The organism is Streptomyces chengmaiensis (assembly GCF_029846775.1).
In the GTDB taxonomy this organism is placed as follows: Bacteria; Actinomycetota; Actinomycetes; order Streptomycetales; family Streptomycetaceae; genus Streptomyces; species Streptomyces chengmaiensis.
In genome coordinates this window covers 26,456-50,756 of record NZ_JARWBG010000002.1, presented here as the reverse complement: position 1 = coordinate 50,756, position 24,301 = coordinate 26,456, and the positions used below count along the sequence as shown (strand labels likewise).

The 24,301-nt window shown below is 71.1% G+C and carries 24 protein-coding genes; 13 read left to right on the top strand and 11 right to left on the bottom strand.

All coding sequences use genetic code 11. The annotated features are described in order from the left end of the window. The first annotated feature begins 177 nt into the window (after positions 1–177). The 4 genes from tilS to folE all read left to right on the top strand — a co-directional run bounded on the left by tilS (position 178) and on the right by folE (position 4,920). On the top strand, positions 178–1,344 hold the full coding sequence (gene tilS, locus QCN29_RS02005; RefSeq protein WP_279925735.1) for a tRNA lysidine(34) synthetase TilS: 1,167 nt from the start codon (positions 178–180) through the stop codon (positions 1,342–1,344). A 58-nt stretch (positions 1,345–1,402) separates the two neighbouring features. Further along, on the top strand, positions 1,403–1,942 hold the full coding sequence (hpt, locus tag QCN29_RS02000; protein ID WP_279926144.1) for a hypoxanthine phosphoribosyltransferase: 540 nt from the start codon (positions 1,403–1,405) through the stop codon (positions 1,940–1,942). 187 nt (positions 1,943–2,129) lie between these two features. Next, positions 2,130–4,172, top strand: a complete 2,043-nt coding sequence (gene ftsH / locus QCN29_RS01995; RefSeq protein ID WP_279925733.1) for an ATP-dependent zinc metalloprotease FtsH — start codon at positions 2,130–2,132, stop codon at positions 4,170–4,172. Between the two features lie 142 nt (positions 4,173–4,314). After that, a complete protein-coding gene (gene folE, locus QCN29_RS01990) occupies positions 4,315–4,920 on the top strand; it encodes a GTP cyclohydrolase I FolE (protein WP_240134285.1) in 606 nt (201 codons plus the stop codon). A 172-nt stretch (positions 4,921–5,092) separates the two neighbouring features. Here folE and QCN29_RS01985 read toward each other — a convergent pair whose 3' ends face one another. The 6 genes from QCN29_RS01985 to QCN29_RS01960 form a co-directional block, all read right to left on the bottom strand. Continuing rightward, positions 5,093–5,596 (bottom strand): DUF3180 domain-containing protein, encoded by a 504-nt coding sequence (locus tag QCN29_RS01985; RefSeq protein ID WP_279925731.1) that lies wholly within the window; start codon positions 5,594–5,596, stop codon positions 5,093–5,095. Positions 5,597–5,653: 57 nt separating this feature from the next. Beyond that, the gene (gene folK / locus QCN29_RS01980) at positions 5,654–6,304 is read right to left on the bottom strand and encodes a 2-amino-4-hydroxy-6-hydroxymethyldihydropteridine diphosphokinase (RefSeq protein ID WP_279925729.1); all 651 of its coding nucleotides are present in this window, start codon (positions 6,302–6,304) and stop codon (positions 5,654–5,656) included. Beyond that, entirely contained in the window at positions 6,301–6,660 is a 360-nt protein-coding gene (gene folB / locus QCN29_RS01975; RefSeq protein WP_240134283.1) for a dihydroneopterin aldolase, read from the bottom strand. Before folB ends, folK begins: the two co-directional genes overlap by 4 nt. Before the next feature lie 266 nt (positions 6,661–6,926). Then, positions 6,927–7,373, bottom strand: coding sequence for a nuclear transport factor 2 family protein (locus QCN29_RS01970; RefSeq protein WP_279925726.1), 447 nt, complete (start codon positions 7,371–7,373; stop codon positions 6,927–6,929). Next, positions 7,370–8,245, bottom strand: a complete 876-nt coding sequence (folP, locus tag QCN29_RS01965) for a dihydropteroate synthase (protein WP_240134282.1) — start codon at positions 8,243–8,245, stop codon at positions 7,370–7,372. Before folP ends, QCN29_RS01970 begins: the two co-directional genes overlap by 4 nt. Positions 8,246–8,332: 87 nt before the next feature. Then, positions 8,333–10,204, bottom strand: coding sequence for a phosphatidylglycerol lysyltransferase domain-containing protein (locus QCN29_RS01960; protein WP_279925724.1), 1,872 nt, complete (start codon positions 10,202–10,204; stop codon positions 8,333–8,335). 158 nt (positions 10,205–10,362) lie between these two features. On the opposite strand from QCN29_RS01960, the gene QCN29_RS01955 reads away from it, so the two are divergent. Beyond that, positions 10,363–11,475 carry an alpha/beta hydrolase gene (locus QCN29_RS01955; protein WP_279925722.1) on the top strand — a complete coding sequence of 371 codons (1,113 nt, stop codon included), beginning with the start codon at positions 10,363–10,365 and terminating at the stop codon, positions 11,473–11,475. On the opposite strand, the gene QCN29_RS01950 is transcribed toward QCN29_RS01955, so the two are convergent. The 3 genes from QCN29_RS01950 to QCN29_RS01940 all read right to left on the bottom strand — a co-directional run bounded on the left by QCN29_RS01950 (position 11,462) and on the right by QCN29_RS01940 (position 14,150). Beyond that, the gene (locus tag QCN29_RS01950) at positions 11,462–12,487 is read right to left on the bottom strand and encodes a hypothetical protein (protein ID WP_279925720.1); all 1,026 of its coding nucleotides are present in this window, start codon (positions 12,485–12,487) and stop codon (positions 11,462–11,464) included. The two genes, QCN29_RS01955 and QCN29_RS01950, sit on opposite strands and share 14 nt — an antisense overlap. Further along, complete coding sequence (locus QCN29_RS01945) at positions 12,484–12,867, bottom strand: PadR family transcriptional regulator (RefSeq protein ID WP_279925717.1); 384 nt, start codon at positions 12,865–12,867, stop codon at positions 12,484–12,486. Before QCN29_RS01945 ends, QCN29_RS01950 begins: the two co-directional genes overlap by 4 nt. Before the next feature lie 140 nt (positions 12,868–13,007). Beyond that, on the bottom strand, positions 13,008–14,150 hold the full coding sequence (locus tag QCN29_RS01940; RefSeq protein WP_279925715.1) for an ABC transporter ATP-binding protein: 1,143 nt from the start codon (positions 14,148–14,150) through the stop codon (positions 13,008–13,010). Positions 14,151–14,307: 157 nt separating this feature from the next. Here QCN29_RS01940 and QCN29_RS01935 point away from each other — a divergent pair, with 157 nt between their 5' ends. From QCN29_RS01935 to QCN29_RS01920, 4 genes are all read left to right on the top strand, one after another. Next, complete coding sequence (locus QCN29_RS01935) at positions 14,308–15,075, top strand: ABC transporter permease (RefSeq protein ID WP_279925713.1); 768 nt, start codon at positions 14,308–14,310, stop codon at positions 15,073–15,075. Next, on the top strand, positions 15,075–15,764 hold the full coding sequence (locus tag QCN29_RS01930; RefSeq protein WP_279925711.1) for an ABC transporter permease: 690 nt from the start codon (positions 15,075–15,077) through the stop codon (positions 15,762–15,764). Before QCN29_RS01935 ends, QCN29_RS01930 begins: the two co-directional genes overlap by 1 nt. A 68-nt stretch (positions 15,765–15,832) precedes the next feature. Continuing rightward, complete coding sequence (locus tag QCN29_RS01925) at positions 15,833–16,801, top strand: ABC transporter substrate-binding protein (protein WP_279925709.1); 969 nt, start codon at positions 15,833–15,835, stop codon at positions 16,799–16,801. Positions 16,802–16,899: 98 nt separating this feature from the next. After that, positions 16,900–17,913 carry a hypothetical protein gene (locus tag QCN29_RS01920; RefSeq protein WP_279925707.1) on the top strand — a complete coding sequence of 338 codons (1,014 nt, stop codon included), beginning with the start codon at positions 16,900–16,902 and terminating at the stop codon, positions 17,911–17,913. A gap of 52 nt (positions 17,914–17,965) precedes the next feature. On the opposite strand, the gene QCN29_RS01915 is transcribed toward QCN29_RS01920, so the two are convergent. Both QCN29_RS01915 and QCN29_RS01910 read right to left on the bottom strand, forming a co-directional pair. Beyond that, positions 17,966–19,108 carry an NADH-quinone oxidoreductase subunit D gene (locus QCN29_RS01915; protein ID WP_279925706.1) on the bottom strand — a complete coding sequence of 381 codons (1,143 nt, stop codon included), beginning with the start codon at positions 19,106–19,108 and terminating at the stop codon, positions 17,966–17,968. Positions 19,109–19,255: 147 nt separating this feature from the next. After that, complete coding sequence (locus tag QCN29_RS01910) at positions 19,256–20,275, bottom strand: SAM-dependent methyltransferase (RefSeq protein WP_279926143.1); 1,020 nt, start codon at positions 20,273–20,275, stop codon at positions 19,256–19,258. Positions 20,276–20,373: 98 nt separating this feature from the next. On the opposite strand from QCN29_RS01910, the gene QCN29_RS01905 reads away from it, so the two are divergent. The 4 genes from QCN29_RS01905 to QCN29_RS01890 all read left to right on the top strand — a co-directional run bounded on the left by QCN29_RS01905 (position 20,374) and on the right by QCN29_RS01890 (position 24,272). Then, positions 20,374–21,573: a sensor histidine kinase gene (locus QCN29_RS01905; protein ID WP_279925704.1), complete on the top strand. Its 1,200-nt coding sequence runs from the start codon at positions 20,374–20,376 to the stop codon at positions 21,571–21,573. 259 nt (positions 21,574–21,832) lie between these two features. Further along, positions 21,833–22,510, top strand: a complete 678-nt coding sequence (locus QCN29_RS01900; RefSeq protein WP_279925702.1) for a response regulator transcription factor — start codon at positions 21,833–21,835, stop codon at positions 22,508–22,510. 4 nt (positions 22,511–22,514) lie between these two features. After that, a complete protein-coding gene (locus tag QCN29_RS01895; protein WP_240134269.1) occupies positions 22,515–23,138 on the top strand; it encodes an AAA family ATPase in 624 nt (207 codons plus the stop codon). A 213-nt stretch (positions 23,139–23,351) separates the two neighbouring features. Beyond that, entirely contained in the window at positions 23,352–24,272 is a 921-nt protein-coding gene (locus QCN29_RS01890) for a Rossmann-like and DUF2520 domain-containing protein (RefSeq protein ID WP_279925700.1), read from the top strand. Positions 24,273–24,301: the final 29 nt, after the last annotated feature.

Sequence of the window (24,301 nt, the reverse complement as noted above, 5' to 3'; positions counted from 1 at the left end):
TCGGCGGCAGAAGAACACCCCCTCAATCACCCATCCGAGGGACCGTAGCCGATGGGTGGGCGTGCAATGCTCGGGGAACGGCCCAGTTCTGTCACCATCAACACACTCTGAGTGACCGAACCTTCCGATTCAGACTCCGACAGAGGCACCCCCAACCTTTCACGAAGGGCACCGGACATGGGTCCCCATCCTGCGGTCGCGGCGATACGCCTGGCGGTCCGCCGCGTACTCCACGACGTACTGACCGAACAGACAGAGCAGACAGAGCAGACCGGGCAGAGCGGCCGGCACCGGATCAGCCGGCGCAGCCGCCCCCCGCAGGGCGACGGCGCAGCCCCCTCCGCCTCCCCCGGGACTCCCGCCCCCCGCGCACTCCACGGCCCCCTGGTCCTCGTCGCCTGCTCCGGCGGCGCCGACTCCATGGCGCTGGCCTCCGCCCTCGCCTTCGAGGCCCCCAAGCTGGGCATCCGCGCCGGCGGCATCACCGTCGACCACGGCCTCCAGGAAGGCTCCGCGTCGCGCGCCGCCGAGGTCGCCGCCAGGCTGAGCGCCATGCAACTCGACCCGGTCGAGTCCGTCGCCGTGCGGGTCGGCGAGGCGACAAGGGTGGCGCACAGCCCCTCGAACAGGGGCGGTGGCGCGCGACGGACGGGCGGCGGGCCCGAGGCCGCGGCCCGCGACGCACGCTACGCCGCCCTTGACGACGCCGCAGAGCGCCTCGGCGCCGCCGCCGTCCTGCTCGGCCACACCCGCGACGACCAGGCTGAAACCGTCCTGCTCGGCCTCGCCCGCGGCTCCGGCATCCGCTCGCTGTCCGGCATGGCCGCCGTCTCCGGCGTCGCCGGCCGCTACCGCCGCCCCTTCCTCCAGCTCGATCGGCAGACCGCCCGCAAGGCCTGCATGGTCCAGTCCCTGCCCGTCTGGGACGACCCGCACAACGCCGACCCGGCCTACACCCGCTCCCGGCTGCGCCACGAAGGGCTGCCCGCCCTGGAGAAGGCGCTGGGCAAGGGAGTCGTCGAGGCCCTCGCCCGCACCGCGCAGCTCTCCCGCGACGACGCCGACGCCCTCGACGCCTGGGCGGCCTCCGCCGAGGCCTCCGTACGGGATGAAGCGGGGCGCCTCGTCTGCACCGAGCTCCACGCGCTGCCCCCCGCCGTCCGCCGTCGTGTGCTGCGCAAGGCCGTCATCGAGGCCGGCGCGCCCGCGGGTTCGCTCTTCGCCCGCCATGTCGAGGAAGTCGACCGTCTGATCACCGGCTGGCGGGGCCAGCGGGCCATCAATCTGCCGGGCCGCGTCGAAGCACGCCGGCAGGGTGGCACACTGGTCATCCGGCAGAGCTGACGCCGACCCTCGACAGACAGCCGGAACGACAGAGAGCGACCGCGTGAACGAGAAGGACATGGGCGCCGACCTGCAGTCGGTGCTCATCACCAAGGAAGAGATCGACGCGAAGCTGGCCGAGCTGGCCGCGAAGATCGACGCGGAGTACGCGGGCAAGGACCTGCTCCTCGTCGGAGTCCTCAAGGGGGCCGTCATGGCGATGGCGGACCTGGCGCGTGCGCTGTCCGCCCCCGCCACCATGGACTGGATGGCCGTGTCCTCCTACGGCGCGGGCACCCAGTCCTCCGGCGTCGTGCGCATCCTCAAGGACCTGGACACCGACATCAAGGGCAAGCACGTCCTGATCGTCGAGGACATCATCGACTCGGGACTCACCCTGTCGTGGCTGCTGTCCAACCTGGGCTCGCGCGAGCCCGCCTCCCTGGAGGTGTGCACCCTGCTGCGTAAGCCGGATGCCGCAAAGGTCGCCATCGACGTGAAGTGGATCGGCTTCGACATCCCGAACGAGTTCGTCGTCGGCTACGGCCTCGACTACGCCGAGAAGTACCGCAATCTGCCGTTCGTCGGCACTCTCGCGCCGCACGTCTACGGCGGCTGACCGCAGCCGTCGCAGCGGCCCGGGAACCCCGGCCCCCCTCCCGCCGTTGAAGGATGGGAGGGCGGGTTTGTCACCCCGTACCATGCGGTCGCAGTGACGATGCTGGGGTACCGTCCGAAGAACAGTCTTTTCTCACAGCAGCATTTACCTACGGGCAGGAGGGACGGGGCGAAGTCGCTCCGTATGGATGGACGTGAAGCGATACTTCCGTGGGCCGGTCATGTGGATCGTGCTGGCCGTCCTCGCCGTGGTCGTGTTGATGCAGGTCGTCGGCTCGTCCGGCGGCTACAAGACGGTGGACACCGGTGAGGTCGTCCAGGCGATCGACAAGAACCAGGTCGATCAGGTCAAGCTGACCACCGGCGACGAACAGATCATCAAGGTCGACCTCAAGAACGGCGTCGAGGTCAAGGGCAGCGACAAGATCCAGGCCAGCTACATCGGCACCCAGGGGTCCGATCTGGCCGACAAGCTGCAGCAGAAGTACGAGGCCGGCGACATCGAGAAGGGCTACACCGTCTCGCCGTCGAAGCAGTCCCCGTTCGTCTCGGTGCTGCTGTCCCTGCTGCCCTTCGTGCTGATCGTCCTGGTCTTCCTGTTCCTGATGAACCAGATGCAGGGCGGCGGCTCCCGGGTGATGAACTTCGGGAAGTCCAAGGCCAAGCTGATCACCAAGGACACCCCCAAGACGACGTTCTCCGATGTGGCGGGGTCCGACGAGGCCGTCGAGGAGCTCCACGAGATCAAGGAGTTCCTGCAGGAGCCGGCGAAGTTCCAGGCCGTCGGCGCCAAGATTCCCAAGGGCGTCCTGCTCTACGGCCCGCCCGGCACCGGCAAGACCCTGCTGGCGCGCGCCGTCGCGGGCGAGGCGGGGGTGCCGTTCTACTCGATCTCCGGCTCCGACTTCGTCGAGATGTTCGTCGGCGTCGGCGCCTCCCGTGTCCGCGACCTCTTCGAGCAGGCCAAGGCGAACGCCCCGGCGATCGTCTTCGTCGACGAGATCGACGCCGTCGGCCGGCACCGCGGCGCGGGCCTCGGCGGCGGCCACGACGAGCGTGAGCAGACCCTGAACCAGCTCCTCGTCGAGATGGACGGCTTTGACGTGAAGGGCGGCGTCATCCTGATCGCCGCCACCAACCGGCCCGACATCCTCGACCCGGCGCTGCTGCGCCCAGGCCGTTTCGACCGGCAGATCGCCGTCGACCGCCCGGACATGCAGGGCCGGCTGGAGATCCTCAAGGTCCACCAGAAGGGCAAGCCGGTCGCCCCGGACGTCGACCTGGGCGCGGTCGCCCGCCGCACGCCCGGCTTCACCGGCGCCGACCTGTCGAACGTGCTCAACGAGGCCGCGCTGCTTACCGCGCGCACCGACAAGAAGCTGATCGACAACCAGTCCCTGGACGAGGCCATCGACCGCGTGGTCGCGGGTCCGCAGAAGCGGACGCGGATCATGTCGGACAAGGAGAAGAAGATCACCGCGTACCACGAGGGCGGTCACGCCCTGGTCGCGGCGGCCTCGCCGAACTCCGATCCGGTCCACAAGATCACGATCTTGTCGCGCGGCCGCGCCCTGGGCTACACGATGGTCCTGCCGGACGAGGACAAGTACTCGACCACGCGCAATGAGATGCTCGACCAGCTCGCCTACATGCTGGGCGGCCGGGCGGCCGAGGAGCTCGTCTTCCACGACCCGACCACCGGCGCGGCGAACGACATCGAGAAGGCCACGGCCACGGCCCGCGCGATGGTCACCCAGTACGGCATGACCGAGCGTCTCGGCGCGATCAAGTTCGGCGGCGACAACTCCGAGCCCTTCCTGGGCCGGGAGATGGCGCACCAGCGGGACTACTCGGAAGAGGTCGCCGCGCTGGTCGACGAAGAGGTCAAGAAGCTCATCGAGGCCGCGCACAACGAGGCCTGGGAGATCCTCGTCGAGAACAGGGACGTGCTGGACAACCTGGTGCTCCAGCTGCTGGAGAAGGAGACCCTCGGCAAGGACGAGATCGCCGAGATCTTCGCCCCGGTCGTCAAGCGCCCGGCCCGCCCGGCGTGGACCGGCTCCTCGCGCCGTACGCCCTCCACGCGTCCTCCGGTGCTCTCACCGAAGGAACTGGCGCTGACGAACGGCGCGAACGGCTCCAACACCAACGGAGCCCTGCCGCCGTCGACGGACACGACGAAGAAGGCCCCGGCCGTCGAGGCGGCCGCGGAGGAGCGCCCGGAGGCCTGACCTCCGGGCTCCCGGCCGCTGCCCGGCCCAGGTGCACGTCCCGGGCCCCGCCCCGGAATGAATGCCGCGCCCCGTAAGGTTTTAGCCTGGGGGCGCGGCATTGTGCATGCGTGCACTTCAGAGCAGAGGAACGAGGCACCACATGACCGACCCGGTGACGCTGGACGGCGAGGGCACGATCGGCGAGTTCGACGAGAAGCGCGCCGAGAACGCCATACGCGAGCTCCTGATCGCGGTCGGCGAGGACCCGGACCGCGAGGGCCTGCGGGAGACGCCGGGGCGCGTGGCGCGCGCGTACAAGGAGATATTCGCCGGGCTGTGGCAGCAGCCCGAGGATGTGCTGACCACGACGTTCGACCTGGGCCACGACGAGATGGTCCTGGTGAAGGACATCGAGGTCTTCAGCACCTGCGAACACCATCTGGTGCCGTTCCGCGGCGTCGCCCATGTGGGCTATATCCCGTCGACCACGGGCAAGATCACGGGCCTGTCGAAGCTGGCCCGGCTGGTCGACGTCTTCGCCCGCCGCCCCCAGGTGCAGGAACGGTTGACCACGCAGGTCGCCGACTCGCTGATGGAGATCCTCGAGCCGCGCGGCGTGATCGTCGTCATCGAGTGCGAGCACATGTGCATGTCGATGCGGGGCATCCGCAAGCCCGGCGCGAAGACGATCACCTCTGCGGTGCGGGGGCAGCTGAGGGATGTGGCGACCCGCAACGAGGCGATGAGCCTGATCATGGCCCACTGAGCGCGCCTGGCTGCAGGGGTTCCGCCCCAGACCCTGCTTCCGGGGCTCCGCCCCCGGGCCCCGGGTCCTCAATCGCCGGACGGGCTGGAATTTCCAGCCCGTCCGGCGATTGAGGACAGAACAAGCCCCTCCGGCGATTGAGGAGCGGGTCCGGGGCTGAGGCCCCGGTCGGTCAGGACGCCCGCGCCGTGCCCCCGCCCCCGCGCCCGGCCTCGTCTTCGTCCCCGTCCTCCGGAAGCTTGCAGACCCGCTCCAGGAACAGCGCCGCGGCGATCACCGCGATGCCCGCCAGGACCGAGAAGCCGGCGTAGACCGCCTGCTCGCGGCGGGGCGGCATGTCCAGGGAGCCCAGCAGGAACACGGCCGTGCCCCCGTACATCCCGGCCACCAGCGCCGCGACCAGCGCGCTCGCCTGGGCGAAGACCACCGCGCGGGCCGCCATCAGCGGCTCGACGCCCTTGGCGTCGGGGCGGCGCTCGCGCTGGGCCTTGAGGCGGGCGCGGAGCGACAGCGCGGTCGCCGTCAGGATCGCGGCGATGGCCGCGAGGACGATCGGCGCGGCCAGCGGCACGCTCGGCAGAGTGCCGAAAGCGTCCCACAGCCGCACCCCGCCCCAGGACAGCACACCGGCCGCGGCGAAGAGACCGGCCAGCACCCCGAGCCGTAGTTGCTTCACCGAGAAGGCCGCCCTTTCACGCTGTGACCACTGAGCACACTCCGATGAGCCTAACGACTACTCGGGCAGACGGAGTTCCAGGTCCTCGCGGGTCCGCACCCCTTCGCGCCCGACTTCGGCCAGCAGATCGGAGACCGGGCCGCGCCCGGGGAGCCGGGCCTCGGGGTCCACGTCCAGCCAGGGCGCCAGGACGAAGGCGCGCTCATGGGCACGGGGGTGGGGCAGCGTCAGCACCGGGTCGTCGGAGATCACTTCCGCGTACGCCACGATGTCGACGTCGATGGTGCGCGGGCCCCAGCGCTCCTCGCGCACCCGGTCGAAGGCCTCCTCGATCGCCTGGCCGCGCTCCAGCAGCGAGGACGGCGGCAGGGTCGTCTTCACCACGACGATCGCATTGAGGTACGAGGGCTGGGAGCCCGGCTCGACGCCCCACGGCTCCGTCTCGTACACCGGGGAGACGGCCTTCACCCGCAGGCCGGGCGTGTCCTCCAGGGCGTCGATCGCGCCCTGGAGCGTCTCCAGGCGGTTGCCCAGATTGGAGCCGAGGGAGATCACGGCCCGTTTCGGATTGGACAGGGTGACATCCGCGGCGTCCACCTGTTCCACCACGGAGGTCGGCACCGGCTGCACGGTGGGATCGCTCTGGGCGCCGCTGGAGGGAAACGCTGAAGACGACGAAAACGCTGAAGACGAAGAAAACGCGGTCATACTCGGCTCCGGCTGATCGTGACGGTCACATCGTCGAACGGCACCGTGATCGGGGCGTCGGGCTTGTGCACGATCACCTCGACCTCCTGGACGCCGTCGTGCTTGAGGCACTGCTCCGCGATGCGTTCCGCGAGCGTCTCGATCAGATCGACGGGCTCGCCCTCGACGACGGCCACGACCTCCTCCGCCACCACGCCGTAGTGCACGGTCTTCGCCAGGTCGTCGTCCGCCGCCGCGGGACGGGTGTCCAGGCCGAGCACCAGGTCCACGATGAAGGTCTGGCCTTCCTCGCGCTCCCGTGGGAAGACGCCGTGGTGCCCGCGGGCCTTGAGGCCGCGCAGCGCGACACGATCCACGCGAATCACTCCTGCTCATTCAACTGTTGCGGGCTGCGGACACGCGGCCGCGTGCGGACGGCAAGCGGTGTCGGTATTCGAATCTACCTGCGAGCACTGACAGTGCCCGCCCACGGGGGGCATGGACAAAACCCCGTACGGCTGGTAACCGCCTATACCCGAGGCCCTGAACTCCAACCCTCTACGGGGCCGCCTACCCACTTATGCGGGGGCCTACGAGCCGACGAGGCCAGTGCCGCGACAGGGCAAGGCTTGCCGGGAGGGCATTAGGCCGGGCTCTCGTCGCCCTGCTCTTCGTCGCTTTCCGTCAGCACGGGTGAACCGTGGTGCGACCAGATCTTCCACCCGTCCGAGGTGCGGCGGAACACGTTCGTGGCGACGACGAGCTGCCCGACGAGCGGCCCCAGCTCCCCCGCCTCCTCGGCCGGTCCGCCGCTGAGGATGTTCTCCGTGCAGCTCACCAGCGCCGTGTCGCCGGCCACGCTCACCTTCACATCGGTGAGGAAGAACTGGATGTACTCGGTGTTCGCCATGATCAGGGCATATGAGCGGAGCACCTCGCCGCGCCCGGACAGCACCGGCCACCCCGGGTGGACGCAGGAGATGTCGTCGTCGAGCCATAGCTCGGAGAGCCGCTCGAAGTCGCCCCGCTCCATCGTCTCGTAGAAGGCGGTGTTGGCCTCCTCGACCAGTTCGACGTCGGTACGGCTCACCGGGCGGCCTCGACGGCCCGAGCGACCCTGACGGCGTCCGCGGTCGCCCGCACCTCGTGGACCCGTACGGCCCACGCACCCCTGTGCGCCGCGATCGCGGAGACCGCGGCAGTGGCCGCGTCCCGCTCCCGTGCGGGCGGCGGCGCGCCCTCCTTGGCCAGGACGCGGCCGAGGAACCGCTTCCGGGAGGCGGCGATCAGCAGCGGCCGACCGAGGGCGTGCAGTTCGTCCAGGTGGGCGACGAGCGCCAGATCGTGCTCGGCCTGCTTGGCGAAGCCGAGGCCGGGGTCGACGACGATGCGCTCGGGGGCGATGCCGCCCTCGACGACGGCGTCCATGCGCTCGCGCAGCTCCGCCAGCACCTCGCCGACGACGTCCTGGTACACGGCCCGGCTGTTCATGTCCCGGCTGAAGCCGCGCCAGTGCATGACGACGAAGGGGACCCGGGCGTCGGCGACCGCTGGGACCATGCGGGGGTCGGCGAGACCGCCGCTGACGTCGTTGACGAGTACGGCGCCGGCCGCGACGGCCTGCTCGGCCACCGAGGCGCGCATGGTGTCCACGGAGACGGTGACGCCCTCGGCGGACAGCCCGCGGACCACCGGGATCACCCGACGCAGTTCCTCGTCCTCCTCGACGCGGGTGGCGCCCGGCCGGGTCGACTCGCCGCCGACGTCGACGAGGTCCGCCCCCTGGGCGACGAGGTCGAGGCCCCGCTTCACGGCGGCGTTGGTGTCGAACCAGCGTCCGCCGTCGGAGAAGGAGTCGGGAGTGACGTTGATCACGCCCATGACCGCGCAGCGGTCCCACTCCGGCAGCCCGCTCACCACGCCCCGACCGCCGCCTGTGCCCCGTGTCCGCAACGTACTCATGGCCCCAGCCTAGGGCCCGTGCAGCTGTCGGGGCGCGCGGCCCGGAGCCGTGCGCCCGAGCCCGGCGGCGGGGCGGGCGGGCGCAGCTCAGGCGGCGTGGGCCTCCCGCTCCAGGGGCTCCCGGCCGTGGGCCGGGACCGCGGCGACGACATGGGCGCAGGGCCGTGGTTCGCGACCCCGGCGGCGGGCGAAGGGCCGCGGCAGGGACAGGTTGACGAAGCCCTCGGCCTGCATGGCGGCGAAGCCGATGCGCGGGAGGTCCCGGGTGTTGCGGAAGACCACGAAGCGCGGCTCCCAGCGCGGCCGGAACTTGGCGTTGAACTTGTACAGCGACTCGATCTGGAACCAGCGGGACAGAAAGACCAGCAGTCCCCGCCATATCCGCAGCACCGGGCCCGCGCCGATCTTCTCGCCGCGGGCGAGCGCTGAGCGGAACATCGCGAAGTTGAGCGAGACCCGTTCGATCCCCAGCTCGGGCGCGGCCTGGAGGGAGGCGACGATCAGCAGTTCGTTCATGCCGGGGTCGGCGGAGCGGTCGCGGCGCATCAGCTCCAGCGACATGCCGTCCGTCCCCCAGGGAACGAAGTGGATGACCGCCTTCAGGTCGCCGTAGGAGGGGGCGGAGGCGTCGTCGTCGATCCTCTTGTGCGCCGTGGCGATGACCGCGTCGCCGTCCGCGGGGTCGCCGATCCGGCCCAGCGCCATGGAGAAGCCCCGTTCGGTGTCGGTGCCGCGCCAGTCGGCGGCGGCCCGGCGGATCTGCTCCAGCTCTTCCCCTGTGAGGTCACGGGCGCGCCGTACGCGGGTTTCGTAGCCATTGCGCTCGATGCGCTTGACCATCTGCCGCACATTGCGCATCGCGCGCCCTGTCAGGGAGAAATCCCTGACGTCCACCACCGCCTCGTCGCCCAGTTCGAGGGCGTCCAGGCCGGTCTCGCGGGTCCAGACCTCGGCGCCGGTCTCGGAGCAGCCCATGACGGCGGGGGTCCAGGAATGTGCCTTGGCCTCGTCCATGAACCGCTCGATCGCGCCCGGCCAGGCCTCGACGTCGCCTATGGGGTCGCCGCTGGCGAGCATCACGCCGGAGACGACGCGATAGCAGACGGCGGCCTTGCCGCTGGGGGAGAACACCACCCCCTTGTCGCGGCGGAGGGCGAAGTGCCCCAGTGAGTCGCGGCCGCCGTGCCGGGCGAGCAGCGTGCGCAGCCGGGCCTCGTCGTCCTCGGTGAGCCGCGCGGCCGGGTGCTCGGGGCGGAAGGCCAGATAGATGGTGGTGACTGCGGTCAGCATGCCGAGGGCGCCCAGCGAGTAGCCCACGGTCCAGGAGACGTCGCCGGTGTAGCCGACGGGGCCCTCGACGCCGAAGAGCCCGTACAGCACGTGTTCCAGCCGGTCGCTCAGGCTGGGGCTGCCGACCACGCGGCCCGGATGGGCGCTGACGATGACGAGGCCGAGGGCGATGGACCCCGCGCCCATGAGGACGAAGTTGGCGAGTGCCCGCCAGCGGCTGCGCGGATCGGGCAGCGCGGCGAACTCCCGCCGGTGGCGCAGCAGCAGCGCCAGCAGGGCGAGTGAGAGCAGGACGCCGACGATGGAGTGCCGGTAGAAGAACTGCCCGACGGCCCCGGCCGGCAGCAGGATCACCGCGGCGCGCCAGGCGCGCCGCTTGTGGCGCTTGAGGCCGTGGGCGAGCAGCAGCAGCAGCATGCCCGCGCTGATGGACAGGGCGGCGGCGAAGGGCCCGGTGGCGCCGGGCAGCACCTCGGCGAGGGTGTGGAGACGGCTGTGCCTGAAGCGCGGGAAGGCGCCCGCGGCGACATCGATCAGTCCGACGACGGTTGCGGCCGTGCCGACCAGAGCCGGGACCGATTCGGGGCGGGGGCCGCGCAGAGCACGTCGTACTCGGCCGGTCCGATCCGGAACCAATCCTGATTTGTCCCCATCTTTGGTTGCAGACATCGCTTCCCGTGCTTCCCGTGGCTCCGCGAGAGATCGAAGATCGTGTGTCCGAGCCTCAGGTCAGTCGGCTCCGGACGATGTGCGCTCTCTAGGACGGCACTTCCGGGGGGCGGGTTTACTCGCTCTCAGGAAAATCTCACGGAAAGCTCACTCAAGACATGGGTCTGACCAGCAACAAGGTTCTGGCTTTGGCCGTGGTGGCGGCGGTGCTGCTGTTCGCGGCCACCGTCTGGCTCTGGCCCCGGCTGGCCGGGCGCACCTGGCGGGCGGTGGCCGGCCGGATCGGGCTGCTGCTGGCGACCCAGCTCGCGCTCTTCGCCTCCCTGGGACTGGCGGCCAACAAGTCCTTCCTCTTCTACGGTTCCTGGGCCGACCTGTTCGGTCAGGAGCAGGAACTGGGCGTGGTGGTGGACCACTCGGCCGCCGCCTCGCACATCAAGGTGATCGGCAGACAGAAAATGGACGTCGCGGGCGGCGGGACGCCCGCGACCGGCGGTCAGATCCAGAAGGTGGTCATCGCGGGCAAGAAGTCGAAGATCGACAGCCCGGCGTATGTCTATCTGCCGCCGGAGTACTTCCAGGAGGAGTACGAGAAGCGGAACTTCCCTGCCGCCGTCGTGCTCACCGGCTACCCCGGGACCGCGGAGAACCTCCTCAAGGGGCTGAAGTATCCGCGTACGGCCTTCGAGCAGGCCAGGGACGGCAAGATGCAGCCGATGATCCTGGTGATGCTGCGGCCGACCGTGGCCCCGCCCCGGGACACCGAGTGTGTGGACATCCCGGGCGGGCCGCAGACGGAGACGTTCTTCGCCCGGGACCTCCCGCAGGCCGTCTCGGAGACGTACCGGGTGGGCACCCAGCCCCGGAACTGGGGCTTCATAGGCAACTCCACCGGTGGCTACTGCGCCTTGAAGATCGCCCTCCACCACCCCGAGCAGTTCGCGGCTGGAGCGGGCCTGTCCGCCTACTACAAGGCGGCCGAGGATGTGACCACCGGTGACCTCTTCCGCGGGGACGACCGCGCCCGCAAGCGCGCCGACCTGCTGTGGAGCCTGGGCCATCTGCCGCAGGGGAAGTCGTCGTTCCTGGTGACCAGTTCGCGCCAGGGGGAGGGGAATCTCAAAACGACGCGGGAGTTCATCGAGAAGGTGAAGCGGCCCGCGCGCGTCTCGTCGATCATGCTGGACAGCGGCGGGCACAACTTCAACACCTGGCGGCGGGAGATCCCGCCGACCCTGGAGTGGATCAGCGGCCGGCTCAGCGCCGCCTGAGCGCCTGACGCCATCTGGCGGCGGTGTGCCCCACCCAGTAGACGGCCGTCACCACATAGAGCCAGAACCAGAAGGACGTCGGCTCCGGATCGGCCAGCTTGTCGACGAGCACCACCAGGATCACGGCGGCGAGCAGCGTGACGCCGTAGAGCTTGCGCCGCTCCAGCCGGGCCTCCCGGCGCGGTCCCTCGGCGAGACGCAGCGCGTACACCTCCACGTCGTCGAAGGCGTCGGCCGCGCTCTCGCCGGAGGTCGCCAGATGGAGGCGGGCCTCCTGCACATGGCTGTGCGCCTCGGCGGCCCGCATCGCGTGCCGGGTGCGCAGCAGCGACTCCAGACGGGACAGCCAGCGCTCGTCGTCGCCGTGCGGGAGGGAGGGGGTGAACCAGCGGTCGAGGACGGCGTTCGGGATGCCGGCAGCGGCGGCGGTGAAGAGCGCGCCCGCCGCGGCCAGGACGGGGACGGGCATCCGGAGCAGCTCGTCGTCCGGCAGGTACACGGCGGCCGCGATGCCGTTGCCGAGCGCCGCGCCGGCGGCCGCACCGAAGCCCCCGGCGCCCTTGATGCGCCCCGCGGACCAGGCCCCGATGCCCGCGCAGAACAGGAGCGCGCCGACGGCGATCCCGGCAAAAGCGGCGACGGAGGACCAACTGGGCGTCACCCACAGGCCCTCGCGTATCCAGCGCATGACGCTGATCGCGATCCCCGTCCCGCCGACGGCGACGAGGGCCGCGGTGAACCGCTCGCCCGGCGTCATGCCCCGTGAGTCCGTACGCGCGCGTGCTTCCTCGGTGACATGCTCGTCGGCCGCGGCGCGCGCGTAGGCCTCTGGTTCGCCGAAGAGTTCGCGGGCGCTGCGGCCCGTCTCGGTCACGGCCTCGTACGCCTCGGCCAGGACGCGGCCGGCCAGACCCTCGGGGGAGTGCGGGGCGAGGGCGAGCCGCAGCTCGACGGCGGCCGCCCATGTCTCGTCCTCGTCCCGCGGCCAGTTCAGCTTCTCCTGCGTGGTCATGCTTGCTCCCCCGGTTCTCCCTGTTCCATCCGCTCCCGCGGCACGCGGTCCGCGAGCACGGACTCCACGGTGGCGGCGAAGGCGCGCCAGGCCGCTTCGTCGCCGTGCAGGCGCGCCCGCCCCCGTTCGGTGATGCGGTAGTACTTGCGCCCCGGCCCGCCGTCGCCGGCGCCCCACTCGACTTCGACCGCGCCCTCCTCCTCCAGCCGGGTCAGGGCGGGGTAGAGGGTGGCGGCCTTGATGTTCTCGAGGCCGGCGTCGGAAAGCCGGCCCAGCAGGGCGTATCCATAGCTCCTGTCCTCGGAGTCCAGCACCGAGAGCAGACACAACGGCAGAACGCCGCGCATCCAGGCGGGTTGCGGCGACTGCGCCGACCCCATGGGCGCCCCCTCATGTATACGACGGTCCCGACTATTCTGGATTGCAGAATAGTCTGCAAGGGAGAAGTCGTGTCTGCCGGGGGTGGACCGGGCGGATGGGGACGGGCGGATGGGGACGGGCGGATGGGCAGGGGGCGGCGCTAACTCACCGTCTCCAGCGTCACGTCGGCGCGGGGAATGTCCTGGGCGTCCGCGTCGATCGAACGGCGCAGCGCCTCATGGAGCCGGGCCGGGGTCAGCACGCCCAGGAAGCGCCCCCGCTCCTCCGCGTCGATCACCGCGATCCAGCCGGCGTCGTGCTGGAGCATCGTCGAGAACGCCTGCTTGAGGGAGGCCCCGACCGGCAGCCACGCCTCCATGCGGCGTGCGTGCTCCCGCACCGTGCCGCTGCCCTGAGACGCCTGCTCCGCTGAGATCCAGCCGTGCAGCTCGTCGTCCCCGTCCAGGACGACCGCCCACCGCGAGCCGAGCTGCCGGGGCAGCGGGTCGTCGAGGTGCACGACCGGAGGCTGCTCCAGATCGCTCTCCTCGATGGGGGTGACCGACAGCCTCTTCAGTCCGCGGTCCGCGCCGACGAAATCGGCGACGTACGGGGTGGCAGGGGCGCCCAGCACGGCGGCCGGCGGGTCGAACTGCTCGATGCGGCCGTGCCCGTACACGGCGATCCGGTCGCCGAGGCGCACCGCCTCCTCGATGTCGTGGGTGACGAAGAGCACGGTCTTGCGCACCTGGGACTGGAGTTTGAGGAACTCGTTCTGCAGATGCTCGCGGACGACGGGGTCCACCGCGCCGAACGGCTCGTCCATCAGCAGCACCGGCGGATCGGCCGCCAGCGCCCGCGCCACGCCGACGCGCTGGCGCTGGCCGCCGGAGAGCTGCTCGGGGTAGCGGTCGCCGTAGACGGCCGGGTCGAGGCCGACCAGGTCGAGGAGTTCGGCCGCCCGCTCGCGTGCCCTGGCGCGTCTGACGCCGAGGAGATGGGGGACGGTCGCGGTGTTGTCCAGCACGGTCTTGTGCGGGAACAGGCCCACCTGCTGGATGACATAGCCGATGCAGCGGCGCAGTTGCACCGGGTCGACGGCCGCGATGTCCTCGCCGTCGAGGAGGATGCGGCCGCCGGTGGGCTCGATGAGGCGGTTGACCATCTTCATGGTGGTGGTCTTGCCGCAGCCCGACGGGCCGACGAGCGTGATCAGCTCGCCCTCGGCGACCTCGAAGGACAGGTCGTCGACGGCCGTGGTGCCGTCCGCGTAGCGCTTGGTGACGTGCTCAAAGCGAATCATGTTTCCTCGTGGGGGCGGTGACGGGGACGGCGGTACGCGCCGCTGCCGGTTGCGGGCGACGGCGATGACGGCGGCCGGAGGTCAATGTCAGTGCCGGCCGATAAGGTCACTGCAAACGGTAGGCATATGTTCGGGATTGCGGGGGAGGTGAGGTCCGATGAGTACCTATGCCGTGCCGCAGACGGTGCACCAGGCGGCACAGAACTGCCTGGTGGCCAATGACTGGATCTGCGGCGAGTATCTGCGCACCCGCAGCGAGGAGCTGACCGAGGCCACCCTCCAGCACATCTGGATCACGGCCGCGTCCGTGCTGATCGGGCTGGTCGTCGCCTTCCCGCTGGCAGTGCTGGTGCGCGCCCGGCCCCGGTTCGCCGGCCCGGTGCTGGGGCTGACCACCCTCCTCTACACGATCCCCTCGCTCGCCATGTTCTCGCTGCTGCTGCCCGTCTTCGGGCTGTCGGCGGCGCTTGTGGTGACCGGTCTGGTGCTCTACTCGCTCACCATCCTCGTGCGGAACATCATGGCCGGTCTCGAAGCGGTGCCCGAGGACGCCCGAGAGGCCGCGCGCGGCATGGGGTACGGGCCGTGGCGCATGCTCTGGGAAGTGGAGCTGCCCCTTGCGCTGCCCGCACTGATGGCGGGCGTGCGGATCGCGACGGTCTCGACGATCGCACTGACCACGGTCGGCGCGCTGGTCGGCAAGGGCGGCCTGGGCAATCTGATCGACGACGGCGTGCAGACCACCTTCAAGGCGCAGGTGCTGACCGCCTCCGCACTGTGCGTGCTGCTGGCGGTCACCGCCGATCTGCTGCTTCTCGGCGCGCAGCGGCTGCTGACGCCCTGGACCCGAATACGCGAGGTTTCGAAACCGGCGGCTTCGAAGGCAACGGCTTCAGTCGCAACGGCTCCGAAGGCGGTCGCGTGATGGGGGTCGTCGCCGACGCATGGACCTGGCTCGCCACCGGTTCCAACTGGTCGGGGGAGAGCGGCGCATGGCACCGGCTGGGCGAGCATGTGTACGTCAGCGGCGTCGCGCTCCTCGTCGCCTGCGCGATCGCCCTCCCGGTCGCGCTCTGGCTCGGCCACCTGGGCAAGGGCGGCGCGCTCGCGGTCAACATCTCCAACGTGGGCCGGGCGATCCCCGTCTTCGCGGTCCTCGCGCTCTTCATGCTCACCCCGCTGCGCACCGCGGGCTATCTGCCGACGATCGTCGCGCTGGTGCTCTTCGCGGTGCCGCCGCTGCTCACCAATGCCTATGTGGGCATGCGGGAGGTGGACCGCTCGGTCGTGGAGGCCGCGCGCGGCATGGGGATGTCGGGCGGCCAGGTCTTCCTCCGCGTGGAGCTGCCGCTGGCCTATCCGCTGCTGATGACCGGGCTGCGTTCGGCGGCCGTCCAGGTGGTGGCCACCGCCACGATCGCCTCGATGGTCGGCCAGGGTGGTCTGGGCCGCATCATCACCGCGGGCTTCAACACCTACAACACCCCGCAGGTGGTGGCCGGTGCGCTGCTGGCGGCGGGCTTGGCGCTGCTGGTCGAGGGCGCGCTGGCGGCCTGCGCCCGGGTGATGGACCCGAGGCGTCGCCGCAGGCCGACGCGGGCAGCTCTGGTGTGACTCTGTTGTAACTCTGGTGTGATTCAACCCGTTTTCCCACTCTTTGACACCCTGTGGACGGAGACCTGATGAGCAAGACCTCGCGGATCGCGGGAGCCGTACTCACCGTGGCGGCCCTGACGGGCTCTCTCGCCGCGTGCGGCGGAGACAGCCTGGAGGAGGGAAAGCCCGGCTCGGGTTCGGCTGCGGGCGCCGGGAAGAAGGGCACACTGGTCGTCGGCGCGGCCGCCTTCACCGAGGCCAAGGTGCTCGCGGAGCTGTATGCACAGCTTCTGGGCGACGCCGGATACCAGACGTCCGTGACGACCGTGAAGAACCGTGAGCTGTATGAGCCCTCCCTGGAGAAGGGCGAGATCGACATCGTTCCGGAATACGCGGCCACCCTCGCCGAATTCCTCAACGCGAAGGTGAACGGGCCGGATGCGCCGCAGGACAAGCCCGTCGCCTCCAGCGATGTCGCCGCCACGGTCGCGGCGCTGACCAAGCTCGCCGAGCCGCGGGGTCTCAAGGTGCTCTCTGCGGGTGAGGCCGTCGACCAGAACGCCTTCGCGGTCAGCGAGGAATTCGCCCGGAAGCACAACCTCAAGACCCTCTCCGACCTTGGGAAGTCGGGGCTGAAGGTGAAGATCGCAGCGGGGGACGAGTGCGAGGTCCGCCCCTTCTGCGCACCGGGGTTGAAGAAGACGTACGGCATCGACGTGGCGGGCATTGACCCCAAGGGCGTGGGCACCCCGCAGTCCAAGCAGGCCGTCAGGGACGGCGAGGACCAGCTGGTGCTGACCACGACCACGGACGCCGTGATGGACGGCCTGGTCTTCCTGGAGGACGACAAGCGGCTCCAGAACGCGGACAACGTCCTTCCGGTGGTCAATGCCGAGGACGCCGGCGACAAGGAGATAGCCGAGGCCCTCGGCAAGCTCACCAAGGTGCTCACGACGGAGGATCTCGCCGGTCTGAACCGCAAGGTGGACGCGGAGCGGGCGAAGCCACAGGACGCAGCGAAGGCATATCTGGAGTCGAAGGGACTGATCGACTGACCGCCGCGGAACGGGAGCGGAAGAAAGGCCCGCACTTTCCTCGGAGATTTGCCGACCCGTCATCCCATTCGGGGCCTACGCACGGTAAATTTCAGGCCATGCCACGTGGACGCCACCGCCATTCCCCGCCCCTGCACAGGTTGCTGCCGCCCTTGGCGGTCGCCGGAGCGTCGGTGCTGTGTGCCGCCGGCGCGTGGTTGGTCGCCGAGCCGGTCGTGCTCCGTTCGCTGGTCGCCCTCGCGGCGGCCGCGGCGGTCACCGGCTCGGTGCTGATGCGGAGCTGGGACCGCGCCGCCGGGCGGCGCGTCGCGGAGCTCACCCGCGCCCGCGCCAGCGACCAGTGGAAGAACGAGGAACGCGTCGCGGAGCTGGAGGCCGACCTCGAGGAGTCCCGCGAGCTGCGGACCAAGCTCGAGACGAAGCTGCGCGCCAAGCGGGTCGAGCTGGCCGGACTCCGCGGCGAGCATGCGGCGCTGCTCCGCCGCTACGCCACCGCGGAGACCGAGCGCGCCAGCGCGCTCGAAGGCCGCCGCCAGCTCGAGCTGGAGGCCTCCGCCCCGGCCAAGGCCCTTCCGGCGTCCCCGTCCACGCCCACCGCGTCGGTCTACCTCCGCGCTGCGCAGGCCCTGGAGAACCTCTCCAAGAACGCGGCGGAGCAGGAGAAGCACCGAGCCGCGGAACAGACGCGGGAGCAGGACCGGGACGAGCCGTCACAGGAGGACCCGGAGCCCGCCCCAAAGTCGCCCGCCCCAAAGTCGCCCGCCCCAAAGACCCGCGCCGAACCGGCCCTCCCGGCCCGCCGCCCGGCCCCCGCCGTGGGGATCGTCCCCGACGGCCCCCGGCGCCGCCCTTCCAAGCCCGGTCCTGAAGGCGGCTTCGACTTCTTCGGCACGGGCGACGGCGCACTCCCGCCCGGGGACGCCCCCGGACGGAGTCTGAAGGAGATCGAGGCGGCGGAACAGCAGGACCTCGCGGACGTCGTGGGCGAGGAGGCCCTCGCCTCCCACCGCCGCGACAACGATTCCCGCGAGGTCGGCAAGGTCATCGACCTGACGGCCCACGACGAGACGGAACAGCTGGACGTGGCGGAGCTGCGCACGGCGATCTCCTAGGGCCTGATCCGAACGAGCGGGTCCAGCGCCCCGTGCGCTGTGACGTCCGCCGTCACTTGTCGATGTCGCCCACGACGAAGAACATCGAGCCCAGGATCGCCACCATGTCCGCGACCAGGGTGTCCGGCAGCAGAACGGTCAGGGCCTGGATGTTGTTGAAGGACGCCGAGCGGAGCTTGAGGCGGTAGGGGGTCTTCTCTCCCTTGGAGACGAGGTAGTAGCCGTTGATGCCGAGCGGGTTCTCGGTCCAGGCGTAGGTGTGGCCCTCGGGGGCCTTCAGGACCTTGGGCAGGCGCTGGTTGACGGGGCCCGGGGGAAGGGCGTCCAGGCGGTCGAGGCAGGCGTCGGCGAGTTCCAGGGAGTTGTGGGTCTGGTCGAGCAGCACCTCGAAGCGGGCCAGGCAGTCGCCGCTGGAGCGGGTGACCGTCCTCAGGGTGTCCCGGAGCTCCCCGTACGCCAGATACGGCTCGTCGCGCCGCAGGTCGAAGTCCACGCCCGACGCGCGGGCGATCGGCCCGCTGACCCCGTACGCGTGCACCGCGTCCGCAGAGAGGACGCCGATGCCGCGGGTGCGCCCGCGGAAGATCTCGTTGCCGAGGACGAGGTTGTCGTACACGTCCATCCGCGAGCGCGCCGCCGCGACCGCGGCGCGGGCGCGGCCGAGCCAGCCCGCCGGGAGGTCCTCCTTCAGGCCTCCGACGCGGTTGAACATGTAGTGCATCCGACCGCCGGAGATCTCCTCCATCACATGCTGGAGGTCCTCGCGCTCACGGAAGGCGTGGAAGATCGGTGTGATTCCGCCCAGTTCAAGGGGGTATGACCCGAGAAACATCAGATGGTTGAGGACACGGTTGAGTTCCGCGAGGAGCGTACGCATCCACACCGCGCGCTCCGGGACCTCCATGCCGAGCATCCGCTCGACGGCCATCACCACGCCCAGCTCGTTGGAGAACGCCGAGAGCCAGTCGTGCCGGTTGGCCAGCATCACGATCTGCCGGTAGTCCCGGGCCTCGAAGAGCTTCTCCGCGCCCCGGTGCATATAGCCGATGACCGGCTCCGCGCTCCGGATGCGCTCTCCGTCCAGCACGAGACGGAGGCGGAGCACGCCATGCGTGGAGGGGTGCTGGGGGCCGATGTTCAGCACCATGTCGGTGCTTTCCGCCGCCCCGCCGATGCCGACCGTCGTCTCCGTCATGCGCCAATTCTCTCAGAGGGGCATGACGTGATCTACGGTGCCCGCCGCCGGGGCGCCCGCCGCCGCCGGGGCGCCCGCCGCCGGCTCTACGGCACCCGCCGCCGGTCTACGGCGCCTGCCGCGGGTCCACGGCGCCCGCCGGTCGCTCTACGGCACCCGCTGGAACAGCCACAGAAAGCCGCCCAGCCCCCCGGGCGCCGTCAGCTCGGCCGCCTCCCCCGCGCCCGACAGCGCACGGACGTAGGCCACCGGGTCGGAGTTCGCCAGTGCCAGGGGCGGGCGTTCGCCGCTGACGCCCAGGCGGCGCAGCGCCTCGCGCTGAGTGATCAGTTCCGTGCCGGGCGGGGCGCAGGCGTCCAGTGCCACATGCGCGGTGATGTCGCACGAGCCGTCCGGCACGGGCCGCACCTCCCGGCCCTCCCGGAAGCCGGTCAGGCTGCCGAACGACGGCCGGGAGTCCACGGTGTGCGCATAGTCCACGGCGACCGCCAGGCCCGCCCTGAGGGTGCCGGCGGTCCGCGCCCACGCCTCGTCCCTGGGCCGTCCGATCTCCGCCCGCTCGCCGGGCTCCCGCAGCGGCCACCACCGCTCCAGCCAGTGCGCGTCGGCGTCCCCGAGGGCGTCGGCGACGGGTGCGCCGAGCCGTTCCGCGCCGTCCGCGGCGCGGACCTCGACCAGTCGCGGCACCCCGTCCTCGGCCACCTCGGCGACGTCCACCGGCACGTTGTCCAGCCACTCGTTGGCGAACAGCAGTCCGCTCACCCCGTCCGGCGGCTCCGGGAGCCACTCGATACGCGGATCGAGCCCCTCGGGGCGGGCGGCGCGCTCGACCCCGTACGCCCGTACCGGGAAGTCCCGCGGCAGCGCCGCCAGCACGCCGGTCAGCAGTTCGCCGCGGCCCGCGCCGACGTCGACGAACGCGGGGACGCCGGCGTCCGGCGGCAGCGACCGCGCCGTTTCGGTCAGCAGCCGCGCCACCGCGGAGGCGAAGAGCCCGGAGGCGTGCACGGAGGTGCGGAAGTGACCGGCCGGGCCCTCGGGGCGGTGATAGAAGCCGCCCGGCCCGTACAGCGCCGTTTCCGTGGCCTCGCGCCACCCGCGCCACCCGCGCCACGCGTGCCACTCAGACCGCTCGCTCCTGCCTTCGCCTCCGGGCTCTTCGTTCATCACGCGCACCAGTCTCCACCTTGCGGAGTACGGCCCCGCCGCACGTATCGCCCCTCCGGTTGACCCTGCACCTATTCGGCTTCCCTACGCTGGGTTACGTGCAGCGCCTCTATGACTTCATCCGCAGACACCCGACGGGCGTCGACACCTTCTGGGCTCTCATGCTCCTGGGGTTCTCAGGGCTGTGGGTGGCCGGGATCAGGGGCGGCGGTTCGAGCGTGCTCGCCGGCGCCGCGGTCGTGCTGCTGCTCTGCCTGGTCGTGGCGCTGCGCCGGCGGATGCCGGAGAAGATGCTGCTGCTCGCCGTCGGGGTGGGGGTTGCCCAGCTGGCGCTGGACGTCATGATCAACCCAGCCGACTTCGCCATTTTGGTGATCATCTATACGGTCGCCGCGCACGACGGCCCCCGCTGGGCCTCCCGGCTGGCGCTGATCGGCGGTCTCTCCGCCGCCTCGCTCGCCCAGATCCGCTGGCCGGAGCCGGATGCGAGCACACTCGGCAGAGTGGTGATCACGATCGTTCTGAGTGTGCCGTTCGCGCTCGCCTGGGTGCTGGGCGACTCGGTGCGCACCCGGCGCGCGTACTTCGCCCAGCTCGAGGAGCGCGCCACCAGGCTGGAGAAGGAGCGCGAGGCGCAGGCCAAGGTCGCGGTCGCGGCGGAGCGCGCGAGGATCGCCCGTGAACTGCACGACGTGGTCGCCCACAACGTCTCGGTGATGGTGGTGCAGGCCGACGGCGCGGCATACGTCCTGGACGCCGCCCCCGACCAGGCCAAGCAGGCGCTGGAGACCATCTCGACCACCGGCCGCCAGGCGCTCGCGGAGATGCGCCGGCTGCTCGGCGTGCTGCGCACCGGGGACGCCCCGGAGAGCGGCGAGTACGTCCCGCAGCCCGATGTGAAGCAGATCGAGGAGCTGGTGGAGCAGGTGCGCAGCGCCGGCCTGACCGTGGACTTCAAGGTCGAGGGGACGCCGCGGCCGCTGCCCAGCGGCGTCGAGCTCACCGCATACCGCATCGTGCAGGAGGCGCTGACCAACACCCGCAAGCACGGCGGCCCGGAGGCGGGCGCCAGCGTCCGGCTGGTGTACTTCGACGACGGCCTGGGGCTGCTGGTCGAGGACGACGGCCGTGGCTCGTCCCACGAGCTGTACGAGGACGGCGGGGCGGACGGGCGGGGCCACGGGATGATCGGCATGCGGGAGCGGGTCGGCATGGTCGGCGGCACGCTTGACGCGGGGCCACGGCCCGGCGGCGGCTTCCGGATCAGTGCGCTGCTCCCGCTCAAGCCCGCCGGATAGCCTGCCGCCGCCCCCCCCGTCCTACGTTGCCGGCAGCCCGCTCGGGGCCGGGCCGCACCCCGGCTCCTCGGCCGGCTCCGTCCGTTCCGTCCGTTCCGTCCGTTGCGCCTGTGGCGCGAGCACGCCGCACAAGCCCGCACACCGCCGCCGCCCCCGGCGCAAGCCCGTTTCCGGCCCGATGGGGGGAGCCAACCCACTGGCTCCGCCCGCACATCCACTGGAGGATTCCGTATATGACGATCACTGGAGGATTCCGCATATGACGATCCGCGTGATGCTCGTCGACGACCAGGTGTTGCTGCGCACCGGATTCCGCATGGTCCTCGCCGCCCAGCCGGATATGGAGGTCGTCGCCGAGGCGGGCGACGGGGCCGAGGCGATCGAGCTGCTGCGCTCCACACCCGTGGACGTGGTGCTCATGGACGTACGCATGCCGCGGCTGGACGGCGTGGAGGCGACCCGCCGCATCTGCGCCGCGCCGGACGCGCCGAAAGTGCTCATCCTGACCACCTTCGACCTCGACGAGTACGCCTTCTCCGGGCTGAAGGCGGGGGCCAGCGGCTTCATGTTCAAGGATGTGCCGCCGGGCGAGCTGCTCGGGGCGATCCGTTCCGTCCACAGCGGTGACGCGGTCGTCGCGCCGTCCACCACCCGCCGCCTGCTCGACCGGTTCTCGCCCATGCTGCCCAGCACCGGCAAGGAACTGCCGCACAAGGAGTTGAAGAAGCTCACCGACCGGGAACGCGAGGTGATGATGCTGGTCGCCCAAGGGCTGTCGAACGGCGAGATCGCCGCCCGGCTGGTGCTGTCCGAGGCGACGGTGAAGACCCATGTGGGACGCATCCTCACCAAGCTGGACCTCAGGGACCGGGTGCAGGTGGTGGTGCTCGCCTACGAGACGGGGCTCGTGCGGGCGGGTGGCGGAGGGGCGGCCTGAGGGGATGGCCAGGCTGTCCGACGCGACGCTGCTGTGGATCAACGGCCCCTTCGGGGGCGGCAAGACCCAGACCGCGTACGAGTTGCGGCGGCGGCTGCCCGGCAGCGCGGTCTGCGACCCGGAGCACGTCGGCTTCGGTCTGCACCGCATGATGCCGCCCGAGCTGCGTGAGGACTTCCAGGACCTCGCGTCGTGGCGGCAGGGCGTGTACGAGGTCCTGGATCTGACGCTGCGGCGGTACGAGGGCGTGGTCATCGCGCCCATGACGCTTACGGAGCCCGGCTACTTCGACGAGATCGTCGGCGGACTGCGCGACAGCGGCCATGTGGTGCACCACTTCACGCTCCTCGCGGAACGCGACACCGTCCTGCGGCGGCTGACCGAGCGCGGCCTGGGCCGCGGGCTGAAGCGGGACAGTTTCGCGGTGCGGCGGCTCGACCACTGTCTGGAGCGCCTGCACGGGCCCCGGTTCGCCCACCACATCCACACCGACCGGCTCGGCGTCCCCCAGGTCGCGGACCGTGTCGCGGCGACGGCCGGCCTGCGGCTGCTGCCGAACGACGACGGTCCGCTGCGGCACCGGCTGCGCAAGGCGTGGACAGGGGTGCGGCACATCCGCTTCGACTGAAACGTGACGCCCAGCCCGCAGTGCTGCGGGGCCCTGCAGCACCCGAGGAGGCTCGGAGAGAAGGCGCATCCGCGGCGAGGCGCATCCACAGGCTGTGGAATCGCCTGTGCCGTCACGGCCTGTGGACAGCGCAAGGGGCGGGGGAAACGCTGGCGTAGCATGACGGGGAATCGTCCGGTACCCACCGCGGACTGGAACGGAAGGCCCCGCCGCGTGAACCCCACAGCATCACAGGAACCGCTCGACCCCCGGGACCGGCCCGCACGGCTCACCGTCGGCGTCGTCGGCGCCGGCCGCGTCGGGCCCGCGCTCGCCGCCTCGCTGCGGCTGGCCGGACACCGGCCGGTCGCGGCATCCGGCGTGTCCGACGCGTCCGTGCGCCGTGCCGCCGCCCTGCTGCCCGAGGTGCCGCTGGTGCCGCCCGCCGAGGTGCTCGCCCGGGCCGAGCTGGTGCTGCTGACCGTCCCCGACGACGCGCTGCCGGGTCTTGTCGAGGGGCTGGCCGAGACCGGGGCGGTGCGCCCCGGACAACTCCTCGCCCACACCTCCGGGCGGTACGGGGCCAAGGTGCTGGACCCCGCCACGCGCGCGGGGGCGCTGCCGCTCGCGCTGCACCCCGCCATGACGTTCACCGGCACCGGCGTCGACGTCCAGCGGCTGGCGGGCTGCTCCTTCGGCGTCACCGCACCCGAGGAGCTGAGGCTCGCCGCCGAAGCGCTGGTCATCGAGATGGGCGGGGAGCCGGAGTGGATCGCGGAGGAGGCCCGTCCGCTCTACCACGCGGCCCTCGCCCTCGGTGCGAACCACATGGTCACACTGGTCGCCCAGGCCATGGAGCTGCTGCGCACCGCCGGGGTCGGGGCGCCGGACCGGATGCTCGGCCCGCTCCTCGGCGCGGCGCTGGACAACGCCCTGCGCTCCGGGGACGCGGCCCTCACCGGACCGGTGGCGCGCGGTGACGCGGGCACGGTCGCCGCGCACATCGCGGAGCTGCGCGAGCATGCGCCGGGCGCGGTCGCCGGATACCTCGCCATGGCCCGTACGACCGCCGACCGCGCGCTCGCCCACGGACTGCTCAAGCCGGAGCTGGCCGAGGACCTCCTCGGCGTGCTCGCCGAAGGGGACCCGACATGAGCCGACCCCAGTCGGGCCGACCCGAGTCG